This window comes from Phenylobacterium sp., from assembly GCF_030681155.1.
GTDB lineage: Bacteria > Pseudomonadota > Alphaproteobacteria > Caulobacterales > Caulobacteraceae > Phenylobacterium.
The window spans coordinates 1-25,718 of the sequence record NZ_JAUXXE010000050.1; the positions used below are offsets into that span (position 1 = coordinate 1).

The 25,718-nt window shown below is 66.2% G+C and carries 27 protein-coding genes; 14 read left to right on the top strand and 13 right to left on the bottom strand.

The features are described from left to right. The 8 genes from Q8M13_RS12625 to panB all read left to right on the top strand — a co-directional run. Nucleotides 1-342, top strand: a 342-nt coding sequence (locus Q8M13_RS12625) for a biotin/lipoyl-containing protein (RefSeq protein WP_305300304.1), incomplete at its 5' end; no start/stop codon positions are given. Continuing rightward, nucleotides 342-713 carry a MerR family transcriptional regulator gene (locus tag Q8M13_RS12630; RefSeq protein ID WP_305300305.1) on the top strand — a complete coding sequence of 124 codons (372 nt, stop codon included), beginning with the start codon at nucleotides 342-344 and terminating at the stop codon, nucleotides 711-713. The genes Q8M13_RS12625 and Q8M13_RS12630, both read left to right, overlap by 1 nt. Nucleotides 714-817: 104 nt before the next feature. Continuing rightward, on the top strand, nucleotides 818-1,831 hold the full coding sequence (adhP, locus tag Q8M13_RS12635) for an alcohol dehydrogenase AdhP (RefSeq protein WP_305300447.1): 1,014 nt from the start codon (nucleotides 818-820) through the stop codon (nucleotides 1,829-1,831). 74 nt (nucleotides 1,832-1,905) lie between these two features. After that, the gene (locus tag Q8M13_RS12640) at nucleotides 1,906-2,253 is read left to right on the top strand and encodes an ArsC family reductase (protein WP_305300306.1); all 348 of its coding nucleotides are present in this window, start codon (nucleotides 1,906-1,908) and stop codon (nucleotides 2,251-2,253) included. Nucleotides 2,254-2,390: 137 nt separating this feature from the next. After that, entirely contained in the window at nucleotides 2,391-2,762 is a 372-nt protein-coding gene (locus Q8M13_RS12645) for a DUF6249 domain-containing protein (protein WP_305300307.1), read from the top strand. 30 nt (nucleotides 2,763-2,792) lie between these two features. Next, a complete protein-coding gene (locus tag Q8M13_RS12650) occupies nucleotides 2,793-3,377 on the top strand; it encodes an RNA polymerase sigma factor (protein ID WP_305300308.1) in 585 nt (194 codons plus the stop codon). Further along, nucleotides 3,370-3,750 (top strand): hypothetical protein, encoded by a 381-nt coding sequence (locus Q8M13_RS12655; RefSeq protein WP_305300309.1) that lies wholly within the window; start codon nucleotides 3,370-3,372, stop codon nucleotides 3,748-3,750. Before Q8M13_RS12650 ends, Q8M13_RS12655 begins: the two co-directional genes overlap by 8 nt. A gap of 2 nt (nucleotides 3,751-3,752) precedes the next feature. Further along, on the top strand, nucleotides 3,753-4,580 hold the full coding sequence (gene panB / locus Q8M13_RS12660) for a 3-methyl-2-oxobutanoate hydroxymethyltransferase (RefSeq protein WP_305300310.1): 828 nt from the start codon (nucleotides 3,753-3,755) through the stop codon (nucleotides 4,578-4,580). On the opposite strand, the gene Q8M13_RS12665 is transcribed toward panB, so the two are convergent. Beyond that, nucleotides 4,577-5,824: an RNA polymerase sigma factor gene (locus Q8M13_RS12665; protein ID WP_305300311.1), complete on the bottom strand. Its 1,248-nt coding sequence runs from the start codon at nucleotides 5,822-5,824 to the stop codon at nucleotides 4,577-4,579. The genes panB and Q8M13_RS12665 overlap by 4 nt on opposite strands. Before the next feature lie 40 nt (nucleotides 5,825-5,864). Then, a complete protein-coding gene (locus tag Q8M13_RS12670; protein ID WP_305300312.1) occupies nucleotides 5,865-6,131 on the bottom strand; it encodes a helix-turn-helix domain-containing protein in 267 nt (88 codons plus the stop codon). Nucleotides 6,132-6,359: 228 nt separating this feature from the next. Between Q8M13_RS12670 and Q8M13_RS12675 the strand changes: the two genes are divergently transcribed. From Q8M13_RS12675 to der, 5 genes are all read left to right on the top strand, one after another. Beyond that, nucleotides 6,360-7,592: a dicarboxylate/amino acid:cation symporter gene (locus Q8M13_RS12675; RefSeq protein ID WP_305300313.1), complete on the top strand. Its 1,233-nt coding sequence runs from the start codon at nucleotides 6,360-6,362 to the stop codon at nucleotides 7,590-7,592. Beyond that, on the top strand, nucleotides 7,589-8,278 hold the full coding sequence (locus tag Q8M13_RS12680; RefSeq protein WP_305300314.1) for a TetR/AcrR family transcriptional regulator: 690 nt from the start codon (nucleotides 7,589-7,591) through the stop codon (nucleotides 8,276-8,278). Before Q8M13_RS12675 ends, Q8M13_RS12680 begins: the two co-directional genes overlap by 4 nt. 196 nt (nucleotides 8,279-8,474) lie before the next feature. Beyond that, nucleotides 8,475-9,257, top strand: coding sequence for a tetratricopeptide repeat protein (locus tag Q8M13_RS12685; RefSeq protein ID WP_305300315.1), 783 nt, complete (start codon nucleotides 8,475-8,477; stop codon nucleotides 9,255-9,257). Continuing rightward, nucleotides 9,254-10,645, top strand: a complete 1,392-nt coding sequence (locus tag Q8M13_RS12690) for a PQQ-like beta-propeller repeat protein (RefSeq protein ID WP_305300316.1) — start codon at nucleotides 9,254-9,256, stop codon at nucleotides 10,643-10,645. Before Q8M13_RS12685 ends, Q8M13_RS12690 begins: the two co-directional genes overlap by 4 nt. A 20-nt stretch (nucleotides 10,646-10,665) precedes the next feature. Next, complete coding sequence (der, locus tag Q8M13_RS12695) at nucleotides 10,666-12,318, top strand: ribosome biogenesis GTPase Der (protein WP_305300317.1); 1,653 nt, start codon at nucleotides 10,666-10,668, stop codon at nucleotides 12,316-12,318. Here the strand turns inward: der and Q8M13_RS12700 are convergent. The 5 genes from Q8M13_RS12700 to radA are packed head-to-tail and all read right to left on the bottom strand — an operon-like array spanning nucleotide 12,266 to nucleotide 17,483. Beyond that, nucleotides 12,266-13,015 carry an SDR family NAD(P)-dependent oxidoreductase gene (locus Q8M13_RS12700; protein ID WP_305300318.1) on the bottom strand — a complete coding sequence of 250 codons (750 nt, stop codon included), beginning with the start codon at nucleotides 13,013-13,015 and terminating at the stop codon, nucleotides 12,266-12,268. The genes der and Q8M13_RS12700 overlap by 53 nt on opposite strands. Then, nucleotides 13,008-14,006, bottom strand: coding sequence for a bile acid:sodium symporter family protein (locus Q8M13_RS12705; RefSeq protein ID WP_305300319.1), 999 nt, complete (start codon nucleotides 14,004-14,006; stop codon nucleotides 13,008-13,010). The genes Q8M13_RS12700 and Q8M13_RS12705 overlap by 8 nt, the downstream gene beginning before the upstream one ends. Next, entirely contained in the window at nucleotides 14,003-15,496 is a 1,494-nt protein-coding gene (purF, locus tag Q8M13_RS12710) for an amidophosphoribosyltransferase (protein WP_305300320.1), read from the bottom strand. The genes Q8M13_RS12705 and purF overlap by 4 nt, the downstream gene beginning before the upstream one ends. After that, on the bottom strand, nucleotides 15,493-16,122 hold the full coding sequence (locus tag Q8M13_RS12715) for a CvpA family protein (protein ID WP_305300321.1): 630 nt from the start codon (nucleotides 16,120-16,122) through the stop codon (nucleotides 15,493-15,495). Before Q8M13_RS12715 ends, purF begins: the two co-directional genes overlap by 4 nt. Continuing rightward, nucleotides 16,119-17,483 carry a DNA repair protein RadA gene (gene radA, locus Q8M13_RS12720; protein WP_305300322.1) on the bottom strand — a complete coding sequence of 455 codons (1,365 nt, stop codon included), beginning with the start codon at nucleotides 17,481-17,483 and terminating at the stop codon, nucleotides 16,119-16,121. Before radA ends, Q8M13_RS12715 begins: the two co-directional genes overlap by 4 nt. Before the next feature lie 143 nt (nucleotides 17,484-17,626). On the opposite strand from radA, the gene Q8M13_RS12725 reads away from it, so the two are divergent. After that, on the top strand, nucleotides 17,627-18,814 hold the full coding sequence (locus Q8M13_RS12725; RefSeq protein ID WP_305300323.1) for a Yip1 family protein: 1,188 nt from the start codon (nucleotides 17,627-17,629) through the stop codon (nucleotides 18,812-18,814). On the opposite strand, the gene alr is transcribed toward Q8M13_RS12725, so the two are convergent. The 6 genes from alr to rpsF form a co-directional block, all read right to left on the bottom strand. Continuing rightward, nucleotides 18,811-19,905, bottom strand: a complete 1,095-nt coding sequence (gene alr, locus Q8M13_RS12730; protein ID WP_305300324.1) for an alanine racemase — start codon at nucleotides 19,903-19,905, stop codon at nucleotides 18,811-18,813. The two genes, Q8M13_RS12725 and alr, sit on opposite strands and share 4 nt — an antisense overlap. 40 nt (nucleotides 19,906-19,945) lie before the next feature. Beyond that, nucleotides 19,946-21,436, bottom strand: coding sequence for a replicative DNA helicase (locus Q8M13_RS12735; protein WP_305300325.1), 1,491 nt, complete (start codon nucleotides 21,434-21,436; stop codon nucleotides 19,946-19,948). Between the two features lie 152 nt (nucleotides 21,437-21,588). Then, nucleotides 21,589-23,985 (bottom strand): TonB-dependent siderophore receptor, encoded by a 2,397-nt coding sequence (locus Q8M13_RS12740; protein ID WP_305300326.1) that lies wholly within the window; start codon nucleotides 23,983-23,985, stop codon nucleotides 21,589-21,591. 306 nt (nucleotides 23,986-24,291) lie between these two features. After that, nucleotides 24,292-24,879, bottom strand: a complete 588-nt coding sequence (rplI, locus tag Q8M13_RS12745) for a 50S ribosomal protein L9 (protein WP_305300327.1) — start codon at nucleotides 24,877-24,879, stop codon at nucleotides 24,292-24,294. 13 nt (nucleotides 24,880-24,892) lie between these two features. Further along, nucleotides 24,893-25,162, bottom strand: coding sequence for a 30S ribosomal protein S18 (rpsR, locus tag Q8M13_RS12750; RefSeq protein ID WP_305300328.1), 270 nt, complete (start codon nucleotides 25,160-25,162; stop codon nucleotides 24,893-24,895). Beyond that, complete coding sequence (rpsF, locus tag Q8M13_RS12755; protein WP_305300329.1) at nucleotides 25,162-25,569, bottom strand: 30S ribosomal protein S6; 408 nt, start codon at nucleotides 25,567-25,569, stop codon at nucleotides 25,162-25,164. The genes rpsR and rpsF overlap by 1 nt, the downstream gene beginning before the upstream one ends. Between the last annotated feature and the right edge of the window lie 149 nt (nucleotides 25,570-25,718).

Here is a 25,718-nt window from a genome sequence, read left to right on the forward strand (position 1 = left end):
GTGGCGGTCAAGCCAGCCCCTGAAGGCTTCGTGATCCGCCACCGGGCCGCCAGCGCCAAGGTGCTGGTGCTGACCCCGCGCTCGGCCGAATTGCACCGCAAGCTGCCGCCCAAGCAGGCGGCCGACACCTCCAAGCTGATCCTGTCGCCGATGCCGGGCCTGGTCGTCACCCTCGACGTCGTCCCCGGCCAAGCGGTGCGGGCCGGGCAGGCCGTCGCCGTGGTTGAGGCCATGAAGATGCAGAACATCATCCGCGCCGAGCGCGACGGCCTGGTCAAGACCGTCGGCGCCAAGCCCGGTGACTCCGTCGCCGCCGACGAAGTCCTCGTGGAGTTCGCGTGATGTGGACCGGGACGCACGCCAGCGACGTCACCTTGAAGGGCGTCACCGGCCAGTTCGGCCTGACCGCGCGGGCGGTGCGCTATTATGAAGAGGTCGGGCTGATCGTCACCCGCCGCGACCCAGGTAATCGCCGGCGGTTCGACCCGCGCGCGGTCTCGCAGCTGCGCATCATTGCCGAACTGCGACGAGCGGGCCTGGGCATCGACGATATCCGCGTCGCCCTGCAATCGCGACCGGAGGCCGGCGACGCCCGGCTGGACGTCAGCTACGCGGTCAGCCGACTGCACGAGCGTCTGGCCAATCTGGAGCAGGAGCGCCGGACGGTCGAGGCGACGCTGGAGGCCCTGACGTCCACTGCGGACGCGAGCTAAAGCCGCCCCATGCAATGGGGGGAACTGGGACCGCGCCTGCGAGCTTTCGTAGGCGTGGCTCGCCCTTCGTGGGCCCTTGATCCCAGAGGGGACCTTCCATGCAGATGAAAGCAGCCGTGGCGCGGGCTTTCGGCAAGCCGCTCACCATCGAGGAATTCACCGTTCCCGAGCCGGGTCCCGGCGAGGTGCTGGTCAAGGTCGTGGCCAGCGGCGTCTGCCACACCGATCTGCACGCCATTGACGGCGATTGGCCGGTCAAGCCGACCCTGCCTCTGATCCCTGGACATGAAGGCGTCGGTCATGTCGCCGCCGTGGGAGCGGGCGTCACCGACGTGAAGGAAGGCGACGCCGTCGGCGTGCCTTGGCTCTACGACGCCTGCCGCGCCTGTGAATACTGCGAGACGGGTTGGGAGACGCTGTGCGAGCGGCAGCGGAACACCGGCTACAGCGTCAACGGCGCCTATGCGGAATACGTACTGGCCAGCGCGCCGTTCGTAGGCCACCTGCCGCGCGGAACCGATTTCGTCGCCATGGCCCCGATCCTCTGCGCCGGCGTCACGACCTATAAGGGCCTGAAGGAAACCGAGGCTCGGCCGGGCGAGTGGGTGGTGATCTCCGGCATCGGGGGGCTCGGCCACGTCGCGATTCAGTACGCCAAGGCCATGGGGCTCAATGTAGTCGCGATCGATGTCGCCGACGACAAGCTGGCCCTGGCGCGGCGACTGGGCGCGGACCTGACGGTGGATGCTCGTTCGCCCGATGTGGTCGAGACGGTTCGCCGCGAAACAGGTGGCGGCGCGCACGGGGTGTTGGTGACGGCGGTTTCGCCGCCGGCTTTCCAATTGGCCATCGCCTGCGCTCGTCGGCGCGGCACGGTCAGCCTGGTCGGCCTGCCGCCGGGCGATTTTCCAACCCCGATCTTCGACGTGGTTCTGAAGCGCATCACTGTGCGGGGATCGATTGTCGGAACCCGGCGCGATCTGGCCGAGGCGATCGCGTTCGCCGCCGACGGCAAGGTGAAAGCGACGGTCACGGCGCGGCCGCTGAGCGAGGTGAACGCCGTGCTGGATGACCTGCGGGCCGGCCGGATCGAGGGCCGCGTCGCGCTTACGCCCTAGGCCGATTAGCGCTCGGAAAGCCGCAAGACTGACGATAGATCAAGGGTCTGGCGCTGCTTGAGCGGATTCGACCCATGACGATCACCATCTACGGCATCAAGGCCTGCGACACGATGAAGAAGGCCCGAACCTGGCTGGATGAGCACGGGGTGGCCTATGACTTCCATGACTACAAAATGGTGGGCATAGATCGCGCACGGCTGGAGCGGTGGGTCGGCGAGGCTGGCTGGGAGACCGTGTTGAACCGGGCCGGGACCACGTTCCGCAAGCTGCCTGATGCGGACAAGACGGGCCTCGACGCCGAGAAGGCCATCGACCTGATGCTGGCGCAGCCCTCGATGATCAAGCGTCCCGTCCTCGACCTCGGCGATCGGTTGATCGTGGGCTTCAAGCCTGAGGTCTATCAAGCCGCGTTCGGCTGACCTGACGACAGCCCGGTCGCCGCCCGGCGATCATGACGAACATTTCATGCGTGCCATTGCATCTGTAGGCATAGGTCGGCGCCTCTTCCTTTCAGAACGGGGCTGATAGGCCCAACCAAAGGAGAACGGGGAAGTAGATGGAAATACTCATCCCATTGGCGTTTTTCGCCATGATCGCGGCGATCGTCATCGTGCCGCGATACCTGAAGAGCATCGAGCGCCAGAAGCTGCAGGACACCCTGCGCGCTTCGATCGAGAAGGGGGCAGAGTTGCCGCCCGAGGTGATCGCGGCCCTGACCAGCGATGTGAAGCCGCGACCTTCGCCCTATCGCGACCTGCGCACCGGGGTGATCTGGCTTGGCGTTGCAGTGGCCTTTGTCGCCCTTGGCGCGGCGGTGAGCTTCGAGGAGCCGGACGCGCTCTATCCGTTGCTGGGCGTTGCGGCCTTCCCGGGTTTCATCGGCCTGGCCCTGATCGGGCTCTCGTTCGTGCAACGCGGACGGCATTGATCGCGGGAAAAGGTGGGGGAAGCGCCCCTGATGTCGGGCTCTCAAAACACTAGGCTGGCCAATCTCCACGATGTGGAGCTAGCCGCTCTCGCAGCGGCCGGCGATCGTGCGGCCTTTGGGGAACTGGTCCGCCGACATGGCTCGGCGGTGCGCGGACTGCTGCGCCGGATGGGCGCTGCCCCGGCCGAGGCCGACGACGTCGCGCAAGACGCATTCCTGGTGGCCTTTGAGAGAATTTCGGAATTCCGGGGACAGGGCGCATTCGTCGCCTGGGTGAAGAAGATCTCGGCGCGCCAATATCTGCGCCGGCTGCAGCGCGAACGACGGCTCGCCAGCGTGGCCGTGGAAGCTGAGGAACAGGCCGATGTCGCCCCTTCGCGTGATACCGGCGACCGCATCGACCTGGATGAAGCCTTGAAGTCGCTGGGCGCGGCCGAGCGGATCTGCGTCTCGATGTGCTACGGGGCGGGCCTTTCCCATGCGGAGGCTGCCGACGCCTTGAATCTGCCGCTTGGAACGGTCAAATCCCATGTCAAACGTGGTGTGGAGAAGCTCAGAGCGCGACTGGCGCCGCCCGCTGACGCCGCACTGGAAGGTAGGCGCGACAATGGCTGAGCTCGAATTCGAGCGCCGACTCGAACGTCTTTTCAATGAACCGCCGGCCTTCTCCGATGAGAAGGCGTTCGCCGTTTCGGTCGAACAGAAGCTGGATCGCGGCTGGACGCTGCGCCGCTGGATCATTGGCGCGGCCGGGCTGGTCGGCGGGGTGGTCGGCGCCAGCCAACTGATCATGTCCAACTTCGTCGAACGGGTCGAAACCGCCTCGCAAGGCTCGACCCGGCTGATCGAGGCTGGATTTTCGCAGTGGACGCCGCGGCTGGAAGTGTTGTCGGCGCTGCCGGCGGGGTCATCCGTGGTATGGATCGCCGGAGGCATGGCCGTGTTGGCCATTGGCTTCGTCGTTACCCGTGTTCTCGAGGAGTTCTAGCCATGTCGGCTCAGCGTCAGGAAACTGTGAAGCGCATTTCTGCGCCGGATATCGCCGCGCGTAAGGGCGGCGTCCCTATCGTTTGCCTGACCGCCTATACCGCGCCGGTCGCCGAGATTCTGGACGAGCATTGCGATCTGCTGCTGGTCGGCGATTCCGTCGGCATGGTCGTTCACGGCCTGCCCAATACGGTCGGCGTGACGCTTGAGATGATGATCATGCATGGTCAGGCGGTGATGCGCACCGCACGCCGCGCGATGGTGGTGGTCGACATGCCGTTCGGGTCCTACGAGGGCTCGCCGGAAATCGCCTACGCCAACGCCGCCCGCATGATGAAGGAGACCGGCGCTCAGGCCATCAAGGTCGAAAGCGGCCCGACCGTCGTCGATACGATCGAGTATCTGGTCAAGCGCGGCATCCCGGTGATGGGCCATGTCGGCCTGCGGCCCCAGGCGGTGCTGGTCGATGGCGGCTTCAAGGCCAAGGGCAAGGGCGCCGACGAGCGCGCGCAGATCCTGGCCGAGGCCAAGGCCACCGCCGAGGCCGGCGCCTTCGCCCTGGTCGTCGAGGGAGTGGCCGAAGGCCTCGCCCGCGAGATCACCGAAGCGGTCTCGGTCCCTACCATTGGGATCGGCGCCTCGGCCGGCTGCGATGGCCAGATTCTGGTGACGGACGACATGTTGGGCCTCTTCGACTGGACCCCAAAGTTCGTGCGGCGCTACGGCGATCTTCGCGGCGAGATCAGCAAGGCGGTCGCCGGCTATGCCGAGGACGTCCGGGCGCGCAAGTTCCCTGGACCGGCCGAGATCTACTTCGCCAAGGCTGGCTAGGACTCGCTGAGTTGAACTAGGCGCGCCTCCAGGAAGCGGCGTTCGGCGGGCTGGCGGGCCAGTTCCAGCGCCCGCCGGTAGGAGGCGCGCGCCTCATCGGTCAGGCCGAGCCTGCGCTGCATGTCGGCGCGGGCGGCGTGAGCCAGATGGTAGTTGTCCAATTGTCCCTGTCCCAGCACCGCCTCGATGGCGGCGAGACCGGCCTGAGGTCCGTCACGCATCCCCACGGCCGCCGCCCGGTTGAGCGCCACGACCGGCGAGGGACCCAGGCGCTGCAAGGCGTTGTAGAGCGCGACGATCTGCGGCCAGTCGGTGTCTCCCGCGCTTGGCGCCTCGGCGTGGAGGGCTGCGATCGCGGCCTGCAGCAGGTATGGTCCGGCACGCTGTGATGTCAGGGCCTGGTCGATCAACGCCTGGGCCTCGGCGATCAATTTACGGTCCCACAGGGCGCGATCCTGATCGTCCAGCAGGACGATGTCACCGGCGGCGTCGATACGCGCGGCGCGCCTGGCCTCGTGCATCAGCATCAAGGCGAGCAGGCCCAGTGCTTCCGGTTCGGCGATTAGGTTCGCCACCAGCCGCCCGAGCCGGATGGCTTCGGCCGAGAGGTCGGCTCTGGTCAGACTGGGGCCGTCGGTGGCGGTGTAGGCTTCATTGAAGATCAGGTAGATCACCTGCAGCGCGCTATCGAGCCGGGCGGGGAGGTCGGCGCGAGCGGGAACCTCGTAGGGGATCGCCTCGTCCCGGATCTTGCTCTTCGCCCGGACGATGCGCTGGGCGATTGTCGGGGCGGCGACGAGATAGGCCCGTGCGATTTCCTCCGTCGTCAGTCCGCCGACCTCGCGAAGAGTGAGGGCCGCCCGCGCGTCGGGCGACAGCGCCGGGTGACAGCAGATGAAGATCAGCCGCAGTTCGTCGTCCTGGATGAGGTCAGGCGTGACAGGCGCGTCGTCGCCATCCGCGAGTCTGGCGAGTTCAGGCAGGATTTCTGCGAGGCGGGCCTGCCGCCGCCAGCGATCGATGGTTCGAAAGCGTCCAGTCGAGACCAGCCAGCCATATGGGTTCGCAGGGACGCCGTCCCGTGGCCATTGGGTCGCGGCTGCTGCGAAGGCCTCATGGAGCGCTTCTTCCGCCGCCTCGAACGCGCCCAGCAGCCGGACCAGGGTCGCCAGGACGCGCCGCTTTTCGGTGCGATAGGCCGCCTCCAAAGCGTGGCGTGCGTTGTTGACGTCGCCGTTCGCCATGAGCGCAACTTTTCTCGAATATCTGCCGGACTACGCCCGCTCAGAGCGGCCGGATCCTCGAGATATCTATCGTTGTCTCGAAAACAATGCGCGGCGAGACATGCAGGGCCGTGGTTAGGGCGTGGAGTTGCGCGGAATCGAGCCTTCGTCGGCCATGTTCGGCCATGGACAGCTCTGCTTGGCTTAGCCGAATTTCATCGGCCAACTGTTGGAGGCCCAGACCACGGGCCTCGCGGATCGCTCTCAATCTCCGGCCCACGGCTTCCAGGTCCGTGTTCACCGGAGGCAACGAGATGATCATCGCCATCCCTCCCGCCGCCATTGCAAATATGCGGCGACGTCCAAGTTTAGGTCGAAGGCGGCGTATCGCCAATACTCAATGGGAAGCGCGCGCCGACCGCCCGACGGCGAGCAAGGCGCCCGCCGGTAGGGCGAAATGGTTCGTAAATTCAAACAGGCCGAAAACAGGTTCCAACTTTGGACATCCTGGCACTAGGTTCGCGCAATGGCGAAGCTCCCTAGAGCGTTCCGTTTCGTGGGCGCGCAACCGACTTTCCGGATACTGTTCAGCCTGGTGGCTGGACTGTGTGTGGGCGCCGCCCTGGCGGGGCACCCGGGAATGACCCGTGTCCTGGCGGTGGCCGATCCGGTGGGCGGCATGTGGCTCGACGCCTTGCGCATGACGATCGTGCCCCTGGTGTTCTCGTTATTGGTCGTCGGGGTCGCCTCGGCGGCGGGGACCGCCGCGGCGGGGGGAACCGCCGCCCGGGCGCTCGGGCTGTTCGCCTTGCTGCTGCTGGGGTCGGCCACCTTCGCGGCGGTGGGCGTCACCGGCATTCTAGCCATTTGGCCCGCGCCGACCGAGGCGGTGGCGGGTTTGCGGGACGCTGCGGGGCATTCGACGGAGAAGGTGCCGGACTTCCCCGCGATGAGCGCCTGGCTGCGGGCCTTTATTCCGACCAACCCCATCCAGGCCGCAGCTGAGACCAGCATCGCGCCGATGGTGGTGTTCGCCCTGTTGTTCGGCTTGGCGGTGACGCGGATAAAGTCCGAGCTCAAGACCACCTTGCTCCAGGTCTTCGACGGCATCGTCGAGGCTATGCTGGTTCTGGTCCACTGGGTGTTGCTGCTGGCGCCTATCGGGGTATTCGCCTTGGCATTGATGGTAGGGGCGAAGGCGGGCTTCGGGGCCGCCGGCGCGCTTGGCCACTACATCGTGCTGCTTTCGGGCGTCTGCATTGCAGTCGGTCTGCTCTCCTATCTCATCGCGCTGCTGGCCGGCGTGTCGCTGTTCTCCTTCGCCCGGGCGGTCGCGCCGGCTCAGGCGGTCGCCTTTTCCACCCAGTCCTCGATCGCCTCGCTGCCGGCGATGATCGAGGGAACCCAGCAGTTGGGCATACCCGAACACATCCGCAGCGTGGTGCTGCCGCTGGCCGTATCGCTCTTTCGTATAACGAGCCCGGCTGCAAACCTGAGCGTCGCGATCTACTGCGCCCATGTCTACGGGGTGCATCTCAACCCTGCTGTGATGGTGGCGGGGGTCGCGGTCGCGGCGGTTATCAGCCTGGCTTCTGTCGGTTTGCCGGGACAGATCACGTTCTTCACGACCACGGGGCCGATCTGCCTTGTCATGGGGGTGCCTCTGGATCTGCTGCCGATCCTGCTGGCGGTGGAGACCATTCCTGACATTTTCCGAACCGTGGCCAATGTGACGGCCGACGTCGCCGTCACCTGCCTGGCCAAGGGCGCGGAGGATGACGACGCATGAGCCCGGCCGCGTCGCCGCTGTTGATCGCGCGCGGGCGTCGCCGAAAGGGGGAGGGCGCGGATCTGCGCGCGGTGATCCTGGATGCTGCGGAACTGCTGTTCGCCGGCCATGGCTTCTACGGGGTCACCACCCGTCAGGTCGCAGCCGAAGCTGGCGTCGACGCCGCCTTGATCCACTACTACTTCGGCACCAAGCGCGGACTGTTCGATGCGGTCTTCGCGCGCCGGGCCGAGATCTTGAACGTCGAGCGTCTGGAGGCGATGGCCGCCTATGAGGCCGCTCAGCAGGGCGCCATGACTCCGCGCGGCGTCGTGGAGGCGTTCATCGGGCCGCTCATCGAGCGCTCGCTGACCGGCGAGGCAGGTTGGAAGAACTACTTCCGTCTCGTAGCGCTGGTGAACAATACGCCGGCCTGGGGCGGGGAGACGATGAACCGCTTCTTCGACCCTGTGGTCCAGGAACTGATCTCAGTGTTGAAGCGGACGATGCCGGAGGCGGAACTGCGGGATCTCTACTGGGGCTATCAGTTCCTGACGGGCTCGATGATGCTGGCGCTCTCGGAAACCGGGCGGATCGACCAACTCTCCGGAGGGCTTTGTCGCTCGACGGATCTCGAAGCGGTGAGGGCGCGGTTGTTCGACTACTGCGCGGCGGGGTTCGAGGCCATCGTCAAGCCGCTACCCTAGTTCGGGACGGCGGCGTTGAAATGTGCGATCTAGCTCAGGCTGGATTCTATCTGTTGAGCGTCTCGCTCTTCGATGGCGCGGCCACCGTGATTAAGCGCGACCGGATCGAATGACCGGGAGCGTTGCAGCCACGGCTCCGCCGCTATAGGTTCCGCCGCTCTGAACCCAAACGCCCATTCGCGCGGAGTCCCCTTACGTGGTTGATGTCTTTGAAGAGGTCGAGGAGCAACTCCGCACCGACCGCTACAAGGCGCTTGCGCTGAAAATCCTGCCCGTGGTCGGTGGCCTGCTGGTCATCGCCTTGGTCATCGCGCTGGCTGTCTGGGGCTACCAGCACTTCCGAACGCAGGCTGCGGCCAAGGCGTCGGAACAGTACGCGCAGGCGATCGAATCCTTCAACGCCGGGCGGCGCGACGAGGCGATCCGCCTGTGGAGCGAGGTCAGCCAAGGCTCGTCCAAGGCCTATAAGTCCCTGTCGCTGCAGCACCTTGGCGGCCTGAAGTTGGCCGACAACAAGACCGCCGAGGCGGTGAAGCTGTTCGACGAGGCCGCGGAGGCCGCGCCCAACGACGTTCTTGGCGATTCGGCTCGCCTCAAATCCGCCTTCGCCTTGCTGGACACGGCTCCTTACAAGGATATGGAGGCGCGCCTGACGCCGCTCACGAAAGAAGGCCGCCCCTATCGCGCTGAAGCTCGCGAAGCGCTCGCCTTTTCCAAGCTGATGGCCGGCGATCTTGCCGGGGCCCGCAGCGACTTCAGCCTGATTACGCTGATGGCCGATGCTGGCGAGGCCGCTCGCGCTCGCGCTCAGGCCGCCCAGGCCCTGATCGACTCCGGCTCGGCCAAGGCCCTGCCGGCCGCCGTGAAGAGCGCCCTGGCCCTGCCGCCGCCGGTCCAGCTTCCGCCGGGGGCCGCCGCGCCCACCGCGCCCCAATCCGCCCCGCCTGCGCAACAACAGCCAGCCCCCGGACCCCAATGACGCATATGCGCCGTAACAGCCTGCTTGCTCTCCTTCTCACGGCCAGTGTCGCCGTGAGCGGCTGCTCGACGATCGGCAAGATGAACCCCTTCAACAAGGGTGACGACGGTCCTCAGGAGACGGCTGCCGAGGGCGAGCGCATCGCCATCGTGGCCGCCGACCAAACCCTGGAAGTGGCCGAGGCCCTGAAGGGCGCCGACTTCTTCCTGCCGACTCCCGAGACCAACGCCAGTTGGGCGCAGCCGGGCGGCACGCCCGATCAGGCGATCACCCATCCGGAAGCGGGCGGCTCGCTGAGCATCGCGTGGAAGCGCGGCTTCGGCGAGGGTTCGAACCGCGGATCCCATGTGACCGCGCCGCCAGTGGCGGCCGACGGCAAGATATTCGTGATGGATGGCGGGGCCGCAGTCTCGGCGATCGACGGTCAAACCGGCTCGGTGCTCTGGAAGGCCGACCTGCGTCCCGGCTCGCGTCGCGACAAGGAAGCCTTCGGGGGCGGCTTGGCCTTCGCCGACGGCAAACTCTATGTGACATCCGGCTACCGCTTCGCCGCCCAGCTCGACGCTGGCACCGGCGCGGTGCTGTGGAAGACGACCACCGAACAACCGCTGCACGCGGCGCCGACAGTGTCGGGCGGCCGTCTGTTTGTTGTCGCGATCGACAACACCCTGATGACCTTCGATACCGCCACTGGCGTCGCCGGTTGGAACTATCAGGCGCTGTCCGAGCCGGCCCGCATCCTGGCGGCCTCCAGCCCCGCGGTGCAGGGCGACACGGTCGTGGCGTCGTTCGGTTCGGGTGAACTGGTCGCGCTGCGTGCGGCCAACGGCAACGACCTGTGGAACGAGGCGCTGAGCCGCGCCAACCGCAACAACGCCTTGTCCGAAATCCGCGACATCGCCGGCCGTCCGGTCATCTATCAGGGCGACGTGTTCGCGGTGAGCCACTCGGGGGTCTTCGCGGCCACCGACCTGCGCACCGGCCAGGCGCGTTGGAGCCTGCCCGTCACCGGCATCACCACCCCATGGCCTGCGGGCGACGTCGTGTATGTCGTCTCCAAGGCCGGCGAGGTGATCTGCGTCGCCCGTGAAAGCGGCCAGATCTACTGGATCCGCGATCTGGGCGAGGGTCGTGAAAAGCGCGCTGGCGGCTTCATGGGCGTCGGCAAGAAGAACTTCACCACCCGGCCGATCTGGTCGAGCCCGTTGCTGGCGTCCAACCGCGTGATCGTGGCCGGTCAGACCGGCGAACTGGTGGCGATGAATGCGCGGACCGGTGAAGTCGAGAAGACCGTGAACCTGGGAGGGCCGACATTGATCGGCCCGATCGCGGCCAACGGAACCATCTATGTCGTGACGGATGAGGCTCAACTCATCGCGCTGCGCTAAACTAGACAGAGCGTGACGCCATGCCCATGCGGCTTGCAATTGTAGGGCGTCCAAACGTCGGTAAGTCGACGCTGTTCAACCGACTGGCCGGGCGCAAGCTCGCCATTGTCGATGACCAGCCCGGCGTTACCCGCGACCGGCGCTTCGGCACCGGTCGAATCGGCGACCTGGACCTTGAACTGATCGACACCGCAGGCTTCGAGGACGTCACCGACGACAGCCTCGAATCCCGCATGCGCCAGCAGACGATTCTGGCCATTGAAGAGGCCGACGTCGCGCTGTTCGTGGTCGACGCCCGCGACGGCGTGACGCCGATGGACGAGGTCTTCGCCGAGATCCTGCGCCGTCACGACAAGCCGGTGATCCTTGCGGCCAACAAGGCCGAGAGCAAGGCCAGCAATGACGGCGTGAACGAGGCCTTCGGCCTTGGCCTCGGCGAGCCGATCGCCATCTCCGCCGAGCACGGCGAGGGCATGGCCGATCTCTATCAGGCGCTGCTGGCTGTCTGGCCCGAGATCGACGAGGAAGAAGACGAGGAGGGCGAGAAGCCCATCCGCATCGCCATTGTCGGCCGCCCGAACGCCGGTAAGTCGACCCTCGTCAACAAGCTGATCGGCGAGGACCGTCTGCTGACTGGCCCAGAGGCCGGCATCACGCGCGACGCCATTCCGGTCGATTGGACCTGGGACGACCGCTCCGTGCGGCTGGTCGACACCGCTGGCCTGCGCCGGAAGGCCAAGGTCCAGGAGAAGCTCGAGAAGCTTTCGACGGGCGATACGATCCGGGCGATCACCTTCGCCGAGATCGTGATCCTGGTGATGGACGCCACGCACCCGTTCGAAATCCAGGACCTGCAGATCGCCGACCTGGTCGAGCGCGAAGGCCGTGGCCTGGTGTTCTGCCTGGCCAAATGGGATCTGATCGAGGACCAGGGCGCGACCCTGAAGGAGATCACCGAGGAGGCCGGTCGCCTGCTGCCGCAGCTTCGTGGATCGCCGGTGATTGCGCTGTCGGCCGAAACCGGGCGTCACCTCGACCGGCTAATGCCGGCTGTGTTCAAGGTTCACAACGACTGGTCCACCAAGGTCAAAACCCGCGACCTCAACGACTGGCTGAAGATGGCGCTGGAGCGCCACCCGCCGCCCGCCGTCGGTGGCCGACGGGTCAAGCCGAAGTACATGGCCCAGACGAAGGCGCGCCCGCCGACCTTCGTGATGTTCGCCAGCCGCGCCGACCAACTGCCGGACCACTATCGCCGCTACCTGATCAACTCGTTGCGCGAGAGCTTCGAGATGCCGGGCGTGCCAATGCGCCTGACGGTCAAGTCGACCAAGAACCCCTACGCCGAGGGCGAGGAAAAGGGAGGACCTGCGCCACGTTCGCGTGTTCCGAACTTCGCGCCAAAGCTGGGCAAGAAGGTCGCTGAACCTAAGGGCGTGGCACGTGCGCGCCTCGGCATGGCGCCTCTCGCCGAACCCGTTGTCGAGGCCGCTGAGAAGGTCAAGGCCAAGCCGAAGCCCAAGGTGAAGCCGCGGAGCAAGCTGCTCTCGCCTGGCAAGCTGAAGGTGGGCGCGGGCCCCACGCCGAAGGGCCGCGCGCAGAAGCTCGCCCGTCCCGGCGTTAAGCCGAAGCGAGCTTCCCGGCCGCTTTCCAATCGGAAAAACGGACGTTGACCTTGGGCAGGCCCAGGTCCGCCTGAGCCAGCTCGACGATCAGCGGGCCGATTTCCGAGGGGTCGGCCAGGGTCGCAGGATCCTCGCCCGGCATGGCCTCGGCGCGCATCTTCGTCCGCATCGTGCCCGGATCGAGCAGGGTCGCGCGGATGTTGGTGTTCTCAAGCTCGTCGGCCCAGGTGCGGACCAGGTGCTCCAGCGCGGCCTTTGACGCGCCATAGGGGCCCCAGAACGCCTTCGGGCGTTCGACGCGCCCGGTCGTGAAGAAGATACCGCGGCCGGCGGTGGACTCGCGCAACAGGCGCTCGGTCGAGCGGATCAGCCGGTAGCTCGCCGTGACGTTGGTGGTGAACACCTTGTCCCACATGCTCGGATCGATATGCGAAACCGGCGTCAGGCCGCCGAGGATGGCGGCGGCGTGGACCAGGATGTCCAGGCGCTGGAACCGCTGGTGGATAGCCAAGCCCAGCGCGTCGATGTCGTCGCCCTTGTTCAGGTCGAGCGGAACCAGGGTGGCCGCCTTGCCGGTGGCGGTCTTGATCTCGTCGTCCAGTTCTTCGAGAGCGCCTTGGCTGCGGCCCACCGCAACGACGTGCGCGCCGGCATTGGCGAGCGCCAGCGCGCTGGCGCGGCCAATGCCGCGGGTGGCGCCGGTGACCAGGGCGATGCGGCCGTCGAGGGGAAGGGTCTCAGTCATGACTTTGCTCTTGAAGCGGGCGTTTAGCGTAGCGCTGCGCCAGGGCGGCGCAGACCATGAGTTGGAACTGGTGATAGAGCATCACCGGCAGAAGCACGAACCCAACTGTCGCAGCAGGGAACAGCACGCCGGCCATCGGCACGCCAGCCGCCAGGCTCTTGTTGCAGCCCGCGAAGGCGATGGCGATTTCGTCTTCGGTCGAGAAGCCGCGCGTTCGAGCGACCCAGATCATGAAGCCGAGCGACAGGGCCAGCAGAGCCAGGCAGATCATCACGATGCGCGCCAGGTCCCAGGCTGAAACCTGACTCCAGATACCGGCGACGACGGCGCCGGAAAAGGCGTTGTAGACGACCAGCAGGATCGAGCCGCGATCAGTCAGGCTGAGCGGCTTGGCGTACTTCTGGATCCATTCGAGGATCCAGCGGCGAAGGATCTGGCCGGCGATGAAGGGGACCAGCAGTTGCAGCAAGATCGCCTCAAGCGACGACAACGATAGCGATCCGCCCTCCGCCCCCAGCAACAACCCGACCAGCAGCGGCGTGAGGAACATGCCAAGCAGATTGGAAACCGAGGCCCCGCAGACGGCTGCCGGGACGCTGCCGCGGCCGATCGCCGTGAAGCTGATCGCGGACTGGATCGTGGAGGGCAGGCAGGCGAGGTAAACCAAGCCCGGCGCCAGCGCTGCCGGGACGATCCAGCCTGGAAGAGAGGCGGTGCCCAGGCCGACGATCGGCCAGAGTACAAAGGTGGTGGCTAGCACCAGACCATGCAGCCGCCAGTTCAGCAGGCCCTTGAGCACGGCGTCAGGGCTGAGCTTGGCGCCATGCAGGAAGAAGACCAGCGCGATGCTGATTTTCGTCAGGTTGGAGACGAGATGCGCGGCATCTCCGCGCGCCGGCAGGATGGAGGCGAGCACCACCATCCCCACGATCGCGGCGATGTACCAATCGAGGCCTAGCTTCTTGAGCCAGGCCGCCGGCCTTGAACTCACGCGTCGACCAGGAACGACAGTTGGCGGTCGGCGCCGTCGTTGCGGCCCTCGGCGATTTCACGATCCAGCAGGCGGGTCGGATAGTCGCCGGTGAAGTAGTGATCGGTGAACTGCGGATTGACCGGGTCGCGGGCCTCGGACTGCATGGCCGCATAGAGCCCGTCGACGGAGAGGTAGCCCATGGAGTCGACGTCGAGGATCTTGGCGATTTCCTCGACTGACTTGTTGGCCGCCAACAGGTGCTCGCGGTCGGGCATGTCGATGCCGTAGTAGTCGGGCCACATGATCGGCGGAGAGGCCGAACGCAGGTGAACCTCGGCGGCGCCGGCTTCGCGGACCATGCGGACGACGCGAACCGAGTTGGTGCCGCGAACGATCGAGTCGTCGATCAGCATCACGCGCTTGCCGGCCAAAACGTTGCGGTTCGGCGAGAGCTTCATGCGCACGCCCAGTTCGCGGGCGCCCTGGGTCGGCTGGATGAAGGTCCGGCCGACATAGTGGTTGCGGATGATGCCCATTTCGAAGGGCACGCCGGTCTCTTGCGAATATCCGAGCGCGGCCGGGACGCCGGAGTCAGGCACCGGCACGACCACGTCGACCGGGACATGGCTTTCCTGCGCCAGGCGGCGGCCCATGCGCTTGCGCACGTCGTAGACCGAGCGGCCGTTCACCACCGAGTCCGGGCGGGCGAAATAGACATATTCGAAGATGCAGGGGCGGGCGCGGGCGGCCGGGAAGGGCTTCAGGCTGCGGATGCCCTTGTGGTCGATCACGACCATCTCGCCGTGCTCGATGTCGCGGACGAACTTGGCGCCGATCATGTCGAGCGCGCAGGTCTCCGAGGCCAGGACCGCCTTGCCGTCGAGATCGCCGAGCACCAGCGGACGGATGCCCAGAGGGTCGCGGACGCCGATCAGCTTTTTGTTGGTCAGGGCCACCAGGGCGTAGCCGCCCTCGATCTTGGACAGGGCGTCGATGAAACGGTCGACGAACTTGGCCTTCCGCGAGCGCGCCAGCAGGTGAAGGATCACCTCGGAGTCGGAGGTCGACTGGAAGATCGCGCCCTCGGCGACCAATTGCTCGCGCAGGGTCAGGAAGTTGGTGAGGTTGCCGTTGTGGGCCAGGGCGACGCCGCCAGCCTCAAGATCGGCGAACATCGGCTGGACGTTGCGGATGAAGCTGCCGCCGGCCGTCGAGTAGCGGGTGTGACCGATGGCCGAATGGCCCGGCAGGCGGTCCACAAGATCGGAGCCGGCGAAGGCGTCGCCGACGTGGCCCATGTGGCGTTCGGTGTGGAAACGCTGGCCGTCGAAGACCGCGATGCCGCAGGCCTCCTGGCCGCGGTGCTGCAGCGCGTGCAGGCCAAGCGCCGTAATAGCTGCGGCCGCCGCCGTGTCGTGAACGCCGAACACGCCGCACTCAAGGCGGGGAGTGTCGTCGTCAGGATCCCGGAAGGTCGGCTCGCGCCATCGATCTTGATCCTGAGTCATCGGGATTTCTCCACCAGATCGTCTAGCCCGCGTCGTTCGCGGGGGTCATAGCCTTGGGCGTCACGAGAGTCACGTTGATCGGTCGCCGAACCTTCACGCACCGCATCCTCAACGGCCGGTGCGAACTTGTCTGCCATGTCTAAGCCCTTGGGCGCGAAGGCTTTTAGGATTTCGCCTGACGCCTTGGTCAGGGGGTAAAACGCCGCACCCGTCATCCATTTCGGAACCCGGTCCGGCGGCGTCGCGGCATTGAAGGCCAAATGCAATGCTCCGAGCACCACTAGCGCGCGTAGAAGTCCGAATCCCAATCCGACCGTGCGGTCCAGGATGCCGAGGACTTGGGTGCTCTGTACGCCCCGGGCAAGGCCGCCGCCGGTGATCCGAAGTGCGGCATAAACGACCACGAAGACGATCAACCCGGCCAGGACCGTGCCGCCCCAGTCCGGATCGACGAGATCGCGGCCGATGGGGCCGGTCCAACGAAGGCCATAGATCGCGATGACCGCGGCGAGTACGAACGACAGCGCCCGCACCATCTCGCGCGTGGCGCCGCTGACAAAACCGAACCCGGCCGAGGTCAAGAGGATCGCCAGGACGACAATATCGAACCAGGGCAAGCCGTTCATTCCCATTGGCTTTCACCAATACGCCGGATCGCGTCGGCCAGGCGCGTCACGCCATGTATCTTCATGGAGCCGCCCTCGAGGTCCTGGGGACCGAGGACGCGTTTGAAGCCGAGCTTGGCGGCTTCCTTCATACGGCTTTCCATACGGCTGACCGGGCGAATGTCTCCGGACAGGCTGATTTCGCCGAACACTACGCAGTCCTGCGGCAAGGCCTCGTCAAGCGCTGAGGAGGCCAGGGCGGCGGCGGCGGCGAGGTCGGCGGCCGGCTCGCTCACGCGCAGGCCGCCGGCGACATTCAGATAGACATCGCGATTGCCCAGCGAGAGCCCGCAGCGAGACTCGAGCACCGCCAGCACCATGGCCAGCCGTCCGGAATCCCAACCGACCACGGCGCGCCGGGGCGTGCCATAGGCCGAGGGAGCGACGAGAGCCTGGAACTCGACCAGCACCGGGCGCGAACCCTCGATGCCCGCGAACACCGCCGCGCCCGCCGCGCGTTCACCCGAGGTGTCGAGGAACAAGGCCGAGGGGTTGGTCACCTCGCCCAGCCCGGCGTCACCCATTTCGAACACCCCGATCTCGTCGGTGGCGCCGAAGCGGTTCTTGGTTCCGCGCAGGATCCGGAACGGATAACCCCGCTCGCCCTCGAAGGAGAGGACGGCGTCGACCATGTGCTCAATCACTCTGGGACCGGCGATCGTGCCCTCCTTGGTGACGTGGCCGACCAGGATCACAGCGACGCCATGCTTCTTGGCCAACCGGACCAACTCGCCGGACGCCGCCCGCACCTGGGTCACTGAGCCCGGCGCGGCCTCGTGAGCATCGCTCCACATGGTCTGGATCGAGTCGATAACGACGAGGTCGAACTTCTCGCGCTTCAGACTCTCGAGAATGTCGCGAAGCGAGGTTTCGGTCGCCAGGCGAACGGGGGCGTCGGCCAGCCCCATCCGTTGGGCGCGGCCCCGCACCTGCTCGATCGCTTCCTCGCCGGAGATGTAGGCGCAGCGCACGCCGCGGCGGGCGGCGCTGGCGGCGACCTGCAACAGTAAGGTCGATTTCCCGACGCCGGGGTCGCCGCCCAGCAGGATCGCCGAGCCGGGCACGACGCCGCCGCCGCAGACCCGGTCAAACTCGTCCACCCCCGTCGAGATCCGGGGCGGGGCGGGTGTCGATTCGTCCAGGCCTTGGAACGAAAGTCCACGCGCCCGGGCGCTGCGGCTAGGCGCGAGCGCGCCGGGCGGGCGCGTCTGGAGTTCTTCCACGAGGGAGTTCCAAGCGTTGCAGGCGGGGCACTGGCCAGCCCACTTGGTCTGCGTGGCTCCGCAGGACTGGCAGACATAGACGGCGCCGTCGCGGGCCATGCGAACTCTCTGATTCGGGTAAAGCAGCAGTCTAGCGGGCTGCGCGGGCCAAGTCCGTCGCGGTGAAGTTGTTGCTCGTCGCAGCGCATGGGATAGATTCACATGACGCGGTTACGGAAGCCGACTTTCAAGGGCGGGACAACATGAGCGCAGTAGAACCGGGATCGGCCACGTCGGGCCTCGTCGAACGGGTGAAATCCATCCTTCTAAGGCCGGCGCCCACTTGGGACGTCATTGACGTCGAGCCGGCGACCACGTCGGGATTGTTCAAGAACTACGCCATGATATTGGCGGCGATTCCTGCGATCTGCGGCCTGATCGGAGGCGCCGTCATCGGGGTTGCTGGTTTCCGGACGCCGCTTCTCGGCGGGATCATCGGCGCCATCGTCGGCTACGTCCTGTCGCTGGTCATGGTCTATGTGCTGGCCTTGATCATCGACGCGCTCGCGCCGAGCTTCGATGGCCAGCGGGATAAGATCCAGGCGCTCAAGGTCGCGGTCTATTCCAGCACCGCGGGCTGGGTGGCGGGGATATTCTCGCTGATCCCAATGCTGGGGATTTTGGCCGTCCTTGGGGGCCTCTATGGCCTCTATCTCCTATATCTTGGGCTGCCGAAGCTGATGAAAGCGCCGCAGGAAAAGGCGCTGGGCTACACGGTCGTCACTGTGATCGTCGCCGTCGTGCTCTCGATCGTGGTCGGCGCCGTCACCGCCGCCGTCGCGGGTCTTGGCATGCTGGGGGGCGGTATCGGAGCCATGGGCGCGGCCAGCGCGCTCAACGGCGGTTCGGTCAAGCTGGGCGACCACTCTGTCGACCTCGCCAAACTGGAGGCGGCGTCCAAGCAGGTCGAAGCGGCCGCCAAGCAAATCGAGAACGGCGAGGGGCCGGCCCCTACAAATCCCGATGTCTTGAAGGCCTATCTGCCTGAGAACATCGCCGGCTATTCGCGGACCGAGCTCACAACCGGCTCAGGCGGCGTCGCCGGCATGAGCGGATCCCAGGCAGAGGGCGCCTACGCCAAGGGACCCGTCACCTTCCGCCTGACCATCGTGGACATGGGCGCCGCAGGGGCGCTGGCCGGCATGGCCGGCGCGTTCAACGTCCAGTCCTCCAGCGAGAGCGAGGGCAAGTACGAGAAGATCGGTAAGGTCGATGGCCGGATGACCCAGGAGTCCTACGACAAGGCCTCCAAGCACGGCGAGTACAGCGTGCTGGTCGGTGACCGGTTCATGGTCGCGGCCAAGGGCGATGGGGTCAGCATTGACGAGCTCAAGGCCGCCGCGTCCGCGGTAGGCCTGGCGCGTCTCGAGGCCCTGGCCAAGGCCGGCTAGACCTCTCCGAGATAGATCCGCTCAGCCCGGGTGCTGAGGCGCACGAGGCATTCGTGCGCCACGGTGCCCGCGGCGGTGGCGATGTCGTCCAGCAGTACGTTAGGTCCCAGAAGTTCCACCCAGTCGCCGATCCGCGCCTGGGCCGGGCCGATGTCGAGGGCGATGAGGTCCATGGTCACAATGATGACCGGCCGCCGCTCGCCGGCCAGCCAGCCATAGCCGCCGTTGCGCGAGGCGCGAATGATGCCGTCGGCGTATCCGGCGCCGACTACCGCCACGCGGGTCGGACTGTCGATCACAGTGTGTGAGCCGTAGCCGATCATTTCGCCGGGCTCGACATTGCGAATGTAGAGGATCGGCGCCTCGAACTTGGCGACGGCGTGCAGCCGCGCGTCCGGCCGTTCCTCAGGGCCGCCGCCATAGAGGCTGATGCCTGGGCGGATCAGGTCGTTGCGGTAGTCCGGGCCGAGCATGATGCCGGCGGAGGCGGCGAAACTGGTGCGGACGCCGGGGAACAGGCGGCGGACCTGGGCGAACCGTCCCAACTGCAGTTCGTTGCGTGGATCGTCGGGGCTGGTCGCTGAGCCAAGGTGGCTCATGAGCAGGACGATATCGAGGCCGCGAAGTCGGTCGCCCGATTGGGCGACGGCCTCAGCCTCGGCCAGGGTCAGGCCTTGGCGGTTCATGCCGGTGTCGACCTGGAGGGCGACGGCCAGCGCTTGCCCCGACGCGGCGGCGAAGGTGGTGGCGGCCTCAATCTGCGGCAGGCTGGAAAGCACTGGGGTCAGGCGTGCGGCGGCCAGGCGGGGACCTGCGCCGGCCAGGAAGCCGTCGAGAACATAGATGGTCGCCGGATGCTCGGCGCCGAGCGCCGCCCTCAGGCTTTCGCCCTCCGACAGCCGCGCCACGAAGAAGCCTTGGGCGCCCTCGGCCCAAAGGCGGCGCGCCACCTGGGCCGCGCCCAGACCGTAGCCATCGGCCTTGATCACCGGCGCGGCGTCTGCCCCGGCGGCTTGCGCACGCAGCACAGCGAAATTGTGCGCGAGCGCGTCGAGATCGATGGTCAGGCGCGCGGAGGTCGGAAGAGACATTGGCGGTCCCATAGCCGAGCAGGCGGCCCTAGGCGACGTCTTACTCGTCGGGAGCGAAGAACTGGCTGTGCGCCAAGTTGCCGAACTTGGTGATGTCTTCGTTGAAGGAGAGCCGCACGGTGCCGATGGGACCGTGACGTTGCTTGGCGATGATGACGTCGGCGGTGCCCCGCACCTTGTCCATGTCTTCTTGCCAGGTGAGGTGTTCGGGCGTGCCTTCGCGCGGCTCGGACCGGCCGAGATAGTAGCTCTCGCGATAGATGAACATGACCATGTCGGCGTCCTGTTCGATCGAGCCCGATTCACGCAGGTCGGAGAGCTGCGGGCGTTTGTCTTCGCGGTTTTCAACCTGACGGGAGAGCTGGGACAGGGCGATCACCGGCACGGCCAGTTCCTTGGCCAGGGCCTTCATCGATTGGGTGATCATCGAGACTTCCTGCACCCGGTTGTCGCTCTTGCCTTCGCCGCCGGTGACCAGCTGCAGGTAATCGATGACGATCAGGTCGAGGCCGTGGGTCCGCTTCAGCCGCCGCGCGCGGGCGGTCAGCTTGGCGATGGTGATGCCGCCGGTGGCGTCGATGAACAGGGGCGCGTCCTGGATTTCCAGGGCGGCGTCGCGCAGCCGGCCGAACTCCAAGGCGTCGATCTCGCCCTTACGCAGGCGGTCGCCGGAAACCCCGGACACTTCGGCCAGCAGACGCATGGCCAACTGCTCGGCGGACATTTCCAGCGAGAAGAACGCAACGACGCCGCCGGACACGGTCTTCTTGGTGCCGTCCGGCTGGGGTTCCCAGGCGTAGTTCCGGGCGACGTCGAAGGCCACGTTGCAGGCCAGAGAGGTCTTACCCATCGATGGACGGGCGGCCAGGATCAGCAAGTCGGAGGGATGCAGGCCGCCGATCTTGCGGTCCAGGTCCAGCAGGCCGGTCGAAATCCCGGCCAGGCCGCCGTCGCGGGCGTGAGCCTCCGCCGCCATGGTGACGGCGCCGTGCAAGGCGTCGGCGAACGGCACGAAGCCCTGATTGCTGCCGCCGGCCTCGGCCAGGGTGAAGAGCTGGGCCTCGGCGGCCTCGATCTGGTCGCGGGCCGACCGGTCGGCGTCGCCCTGGGCGGCCTGCTGGGCGATCTCGCCGCCGATCCGGATCAGGTCCCGACGCAGGGCCAGGTCATAGACGGCGCGCGAATAGTCGGGCGCATTGGCGGCGGGCGGGGCCCGGTCCACGAGGTCGGCGAGGTAGCGGATGCCGCCCAGTTCCTCGAAAGCCGCGTCGCGGTTGAACTGTTCGGCCAGCAGGATCGGCTCGGCCAATTGGCCCTTACGGACCGCGCTCTCGATCGACGAGTAGAGGCGCTGGTGGAAGGGTTCATAGAAGTGGCGGGCCTGCAGGAAGTCGCCAATCCGTTCGAAGGCGGCGTTGTCGTAGAGCAGGGCGCCCAGCAATGCCTGTTCAGCCTCGATATTGGCAGGGGCGTGCGGGATCGCGATGTCGTTCTGAGCGGGGCGGAGGTCGAGAGCGGGGACGAGCGACATGCGTTTACAGGTACCTAAACCGTCGTACTCTGGTCGCTGACGATCTCGTGGAACTCACAGGAACTTGCGACCCTGTGGACAGATCGCGGAACAGAAACGGCGCGGAGCTTGTAGCCCCGCGCCGCGTCAGTCTCGGTCGTATAGTCGACCTGCTACCAGTTGTAGGCGAGGCGCCCGTACACGAAGCGGCCGCTGAAGCCGAACGGCGAGAACGACGAGAACGGCGAGGCCGAGGTCGTGTTCTGCGACGGGATGATCTGGCGCGGATAGACGTCAAAGACGTTGTCGGCGCCGACCGAGGCGGTCAGGCCCACCGGGAAGGTGTAGCGCGCTTCCAGATCGACCAGCCCACGGTTGCCGGTGCTGTTGTCGGCGCTGCCATCAGCCAGCGTGCCGGGCGAGAGGACGTCGCCATAGAAGGTGGTGCGCACGGTCGCGCCCCAGGCTTCCTTCTTCCAATCGCCTTGCAGGGTCAGCTTTTGCTTCGGCGTGCCTTCCTCGAACCGCAGGCGCGCCTGGCGGGCAAACAGCGAGGTCGGGGTCGGCAGGGTGGTGGTCACCGGGGTGCGCTTGACCTCGATGTCGTTGACGTTGCCCGCGGCGGTCAGGTCGAAGGTGCCGGCTTGCTCATCGACAATCCGATAGCGCGCGACCACGTCCACGCCGACGGTGTCGGTGTCGACGCCGTTGATGAAGAAGCGGGCCGCGGTGGCGCCGTAGGGCGCGAGCAGGTCGTAGATCACGCGGGCGTTGGTGCCTGGCGCGGCGGTGGGACTGCCCTGCAGGGTCTCGGACAGAACGATCCGGTCCTTCACGTCGATCTTGTAGCCATCGACGGTGAGTTCGAAGGCGCCACGACGGAAGACGAAGCCCAAGGCGTAGTTGTCCGAGGTTTCAGCCTTCAGCGGCTGGGCGCCCAGGGCGGCGGCGACGTTGCTGGTCGCCGGATAGGTGCCGGTCTCGAAGGGCACGTTGTCGATGTAGAGGATCGAGGTCGACGTGTAGTACTGCTGTTGCAGCGCCGGCGCGCGGAAGCCGGTGGAGACCGCGCCGCGGATGGCGAATTCCGGCGTGAAGTCATAGCGAGCGGCGAGCTTGCCGGTCGTGGTGTCGCCGAAGTCCGAATAGTCCTCGTAGCGCACGGCGGCCGACAGGGTCAGTTGCTCGGTGACCTTGCCTTCCAGGTCGATATAGACGCCGACATTGTTGCGATCGACATCGACTTCGTTGGACGGGGTGAAGCCGGTGAAGCCGCGCGAGCCGAAGGCGACGTTGGTGATCGGACCGCGGGCGTAGGATTCATATTGGCCCTGGTTGATCTTGTAGGTCTCTTGGCGAGCCTCAAGGCCGAAGGCGACGTTCAGGGGGCCAGCCAAGCCGACCTCGAATTCGCGGCTGAAGTCCGCGCCGAAGACGATTTGATCATAGGTCAGGCCACCGGCCTGGAACGAGGTCGGCGAAGCGGCGCCGAACGACGGGTTGATCGTGTTCTGCACGCCGAAATCGATGTCGTTCTTGCCGTAGACGACATTGAAGTCGGCGGTGAAGCCGGCGATCTCGCCGCGGATGCCGAGGCCGGCGCTGTTGTCTTCGGTGTCGGTCGTCAGGAAGGGAAGGTAGCCGTTCGGATAGACCGAAGGGACGTTTTGCTGGGTGTCGGTCGGCAGGCGGAACGTCGCAGCGCTGGAGGCGTCGCGATGCTGGTAGCCATACCAGCCATAGAGATCCCAGGTGTCGTTCAGCGACTTGCCGGCGTTGGCGTAGAACGACAGGTCTTCCACATCGGCGTCGCCGAAGCGCGAGGTGATGCGGTTGGGCGTGACGCGCTTGTCGATGTCGCTGCGGTTGGTGTTCTCGCGGTTGCGATACTCAGCCGACAAGGTCAGGAAGCCGTCGCCCAGGAAGCTCAAGCCTTGCCAGCCCGAAACGGTGGTGGTGGCGCCGTCGGTGATGTCGTCGTTGCGGCCGTAGAAGCCGTCAAAGCTGGTGACGTTCGAGCCGTAGGTGACCGACAGGCCGCCGCCGCTGGCCGCTTCGCGCAGGCGCAGGTTGATGACGCCGGCGATGGCGTCCGAGCCATACTGCGCCGAGGCGCCGTCACGCAGGACTTCGATGCGGTCGATGGCGGTCGACGGAATGGCGTTCAGATCGACGGCGGCCGAGCCGCGGCCGACGGAGCCGTTGGTGTTGACCAGGGCGGTGGCGTGGCGGCGCGTGCCGTTCACCAGCACCAGGGTCTGGTCCGGGCCTTGGCCGCGCAGCGTGGCCGGGCGGATGGCGTCGGTGCCATCGGTGTTCGACGGACGCGGGAAGGTGATGGACGGCACGCTGGTCGCGAGCGCCGTGGCCAGTTCGGTGCTGCCGCGTTGTTGCAGCGCATCGGCGCTGATGACGTCGACGGGCGCCAGGGTCTCAAGACGCGAACGACCCTCGGTGCGAGTGCCGGTGACGACCAGTTCCTCTACGTCGGCTCCGGTCTGAGCAAACGCCACGCCGGATGTAAGACTCGCAGCGGACGCCGCCGCGAGTAGAAACACGCGATACTTCATTGATATTCCCCAATTATTTTCCGTCATGAGAGACGTCAGGCTTAAGCCTTGGCGGAACCTATGAATTTGGGGCCGCGGGGGGAATGACATGGGCGCCACATCCGCGGGAAAACGCCCGTTTGAGTGGAGCGAACCGCGCAACCCCAAGGCGCGCGGGCCTGACTATGAGGCCGGACAGAAAAACTATGAGGTCTCTGGCGTGTCGACGCCGGCTAATGAGGCTGCGCTGCGACTGTCTGCGCGCACGAAAAACGGCGCGGACCGTGAGGTCCGCGCCGTTCTCTAGGTCCGAAGGACCAGGTAGGCTTAGCGGTCGGCGCCGAAGTCGACTTCGTGCGAACCAGCTCCACCGGCCACCATGTCGGCGGCGGCTTCTTCGTCCGCGAGACGATCTTCCTCGTATTGCGAGGCGATCACGTTCTCACCACGGGCTTGGCGCTCGGCCTCGTCCTGGCTGCGGGCGATGTTGATGTTGATGCTGACGACCACTTCGGAGTGCAGGCGAACCTTCACGGGGTGGACGCCCAGCGTCTTCAGGGGCTTGTCAAGAACGACCATGGAGCGGTCGAGCTTGCCACCGGCGCCGTTGACGATGTCGGCGACGTCGCGACCGGAAACCGAACCGTAAAGCTGACCGGTTTCGCCAGCCTGACGGATCAGGATGTACGAAGTGCCGTCCAGGTTATCGCCGGCTTTCGCGGCAACTTCCTTGGCCTTCAGGTTGCGGGCTTCGATGTCGGCGCGTTGGCCTTCAAAGATCTTCAGGTTGGCGCTGTTGGCGCGCAGGGCCTTGTGACGGGGCAGGAGGAAGTTACGGGCATAGCCGTCCTTCACCGTGACCAAGTCGCCGAGGCCGCCACGACCTTCGACTCGTTCGAGCAGAATAACTTTCATGTGCCTGGTCTCCCTACTTCACGACGTAGGGCAGCAGGGCGAGGAAGCGAGCGCGCTTGATGGCCTTGGCCAGTTCGCGTTGCTTCTTGGCCGAGACCGCGGTGATGCGCGAAGGGACGATCTTGCCACGCTCGGAAACGTAACGCTGAAGCAGCTTCACGTCCTTGTAGTCGATCTTCGGAGCGTTGGCGCCGGAGAACGGGCAGACCTTGCGGCGGCGGAAGAACGGGCGGCGAGCGCCGCCGGCGGCGGCCGCGGGGGCCGAAGCGGTTTCGTCAGACATTAGAAGCCACCTTCCTTCGGAGCAAAGCCACCACCTTCTTTGGCGCCGAAATCGTCGCGGCGCGGCTCACGCTCGCGTTCACGATCGCGACGGGCCAGAACCGGCGAGAGTTCCAGGTCGAGTTCCTCGACGCGGACAGTCAGGGTGCGCAGAACGTCTTCGTTCAGACCCAGCTGACGTTCCATTTCCTTCACGGCCGCCGGCGGGGCGTCGAGCGAAAGAAGGGAATAGTGGCCCTTGCGGTTCTTCTTGATGCGGTAGGTGAGGTTGCGAAGACCCCAGTACTCGATCTTGGCGACGGTGCCGCCGCCTTCTTCGATCAGAGCCTTGATCTGGTCGTTCAGGGCTTCAGCCTGTTGCGGCGAGATATCCTGCCGCGAAATAACAACGTGCTCGTAGAGCGCCATTTTTTCCTTTTCCCATTTGGAAGGCGGCGCGTCCTGCGGCGGGTGACCGCGGGAAGCGATGGATCTCAGGCGCGGCGACCGGGATGTTCCCGATCCTTTCGCGTTCCGGCTTGAGACCGCCTTCCGTGAAGAGGCGCGCTAATACGGGA

Bases quoted from the DNA above. Each gene is read 5' to 3' on its own strand.
- Q8M13_RS12630 (WP_305300305.1), top strand. From the start codon at position 342: ATGTGGACCGGGACGCACGCCAGCGACGTCACCTTGAAGGGCGTCACC.
- adhP (WP_305300447.1), top strand. From the start codon at position 818: ATGAAAGCAGCCGTGGCGCGGGCTTTCGGCAAGCCGCTCACCATCGAG.
- Q8M13_RS12640 (WP_305300306.1), top strand. From the start codon at position 1,906: ATGACGATCACCATCTACGGCATCAAGGCCTGCGACACGATGAAGAAG.
- Q8M13_RS12645 (WP_305300307.1), top strand. From the start codon at position 2,391: ATGGAAATACTCATCCCATTGGCGTTTTTCGCCATGATCGCGGCGATC.
- Q8M13_RS12650 (WP_305300308.1), top strand. From the start codon at position 2,793: ATGTCGGGCTCTCAAAACACTAGGCTGGCCAATCTCCACGATGTGGAG.
- Q8M13_RS12655 (WP_305300309.1), top strand. From the start codon at position 3,370: ATGGCTGAGCTCGAATTCGAGCGCCGACTCGAACGTCTTTTCAATGAA.
- panB (WP_305300310.1), top strand. From the start codon at position 3,753: ATGTCGGCTCAGCGTCAGGAAACTGTGAAGCGCATTTCTGCGCCGGAT.
- Q8M13_RS12665 (WP_305300311.1), bottom strand. From the start codon at position 5,824: ATGGCGAACGGCGACGTCAACAACGCACGCCACGCTTTGGAGGCGGCC.
- Q8M13_RS12670 (WP_305300312.1), bottom strand. From the start codon at position 6,131: ATGGCGATGATCATCTCGTTGCCTCCGGTGAACACGGACCTGGAAGCC.
- Q8M13_RS12680 (WP_305300314.1), top strand. From the start codon at position 7,589: ATGAGCCCGGCCGCGTCGCCGCTGTTGATCGCGCGCGGGCGTCGCCGA.
- Q8M13_RS12690 (WP_305300316.1), top strand. From the start codon at position 9,254: ATGACGCATATGCGCCGTAACAGCCTGCTTGCTCTCCTTCTCACGGCC.
- der (WP_305300317.1), top strand. From the start codon at position 10,666: ATGCCCATGCGGCTTGCAATTGTAGGGCGTCCAAACGTCGGTAAGTCG.
- Q8M13_RS12700 (WP_305300318.1), bottom strand. From the start codon at position 13,015: ATGACTGAGACCCTTCCCCTCGACGGCCGCATCGCCCTGGTCACCGGC.
- purF (WP_305300320.1), bottom strand. From the start codon at position 15,496: ATGACTCAGGATCAAGATCGATGGCGCGAGCCGACCTTCCGGGATCCT.
- Q8M13_RS12715 (WP_305300321.1), bottom strand. From the start codon at position 16,122: ATGAACGGCTTGCCCTGGTTCGATATTGTCGTCCTGGCGATCCTCTTG.
- radA (WP_305300322.1), bottom strand. From the start codon at position 17,483: ATGGCCCGCGACGGCGCCGTCTATGTCTGCCAGTCCTGCGGAGCCACG.
- Q8M13_RS12725 (WP_305300323.1), top strand. From the start codon at position 17,627: ATGAGCGCAGTAGAACCGGGATCGGCCACGTCGGGCCTCGTCGAACGG.
- alr (WP_305300324.1), bottom strand. From the start codon at position 19,905: ATGTCTCTTCCGACCTCCGCGCGCCTGACCATCGATCTCGACGCGCTC.
- Q8M13_RS12735 (WP_305300325.1), bottom strand. From the start codon at position 21,436: ATGTCGCTCGTCCCCGCTCTCGACCTCCGCCCCGCTCAGAACGACATC.
- Q8M13_RS12740 (WP_305300326.1), bottom strand. From the start codon at position 23,985: ATGAAGTATCGCGTGTTTCTACTCGCGGCGGCGTCCGCTGCGAGTCTT.
- rplI (WP_305300327.1), bottom strand. From the start codon at position 24,879: ATGAAAGTTATTCTGCTCGAACGAGTCGAAGGTCGTGGCGGCCTCGGC.
- rpsR (WP_305300328.1), bottom strand. From the start codon at position 25,162: ATGTCTGACGAAACCGCTTCGGCCCCCGCGGCCGCCGCCGGCGGCGCT.
- rpsF (WP_305300329.1), bottom strand. From the start codon at position 25,569: ATGGCGCTCTACGAGCACGTTGTTATTTCGCGGCAGGATATCTCGCCG.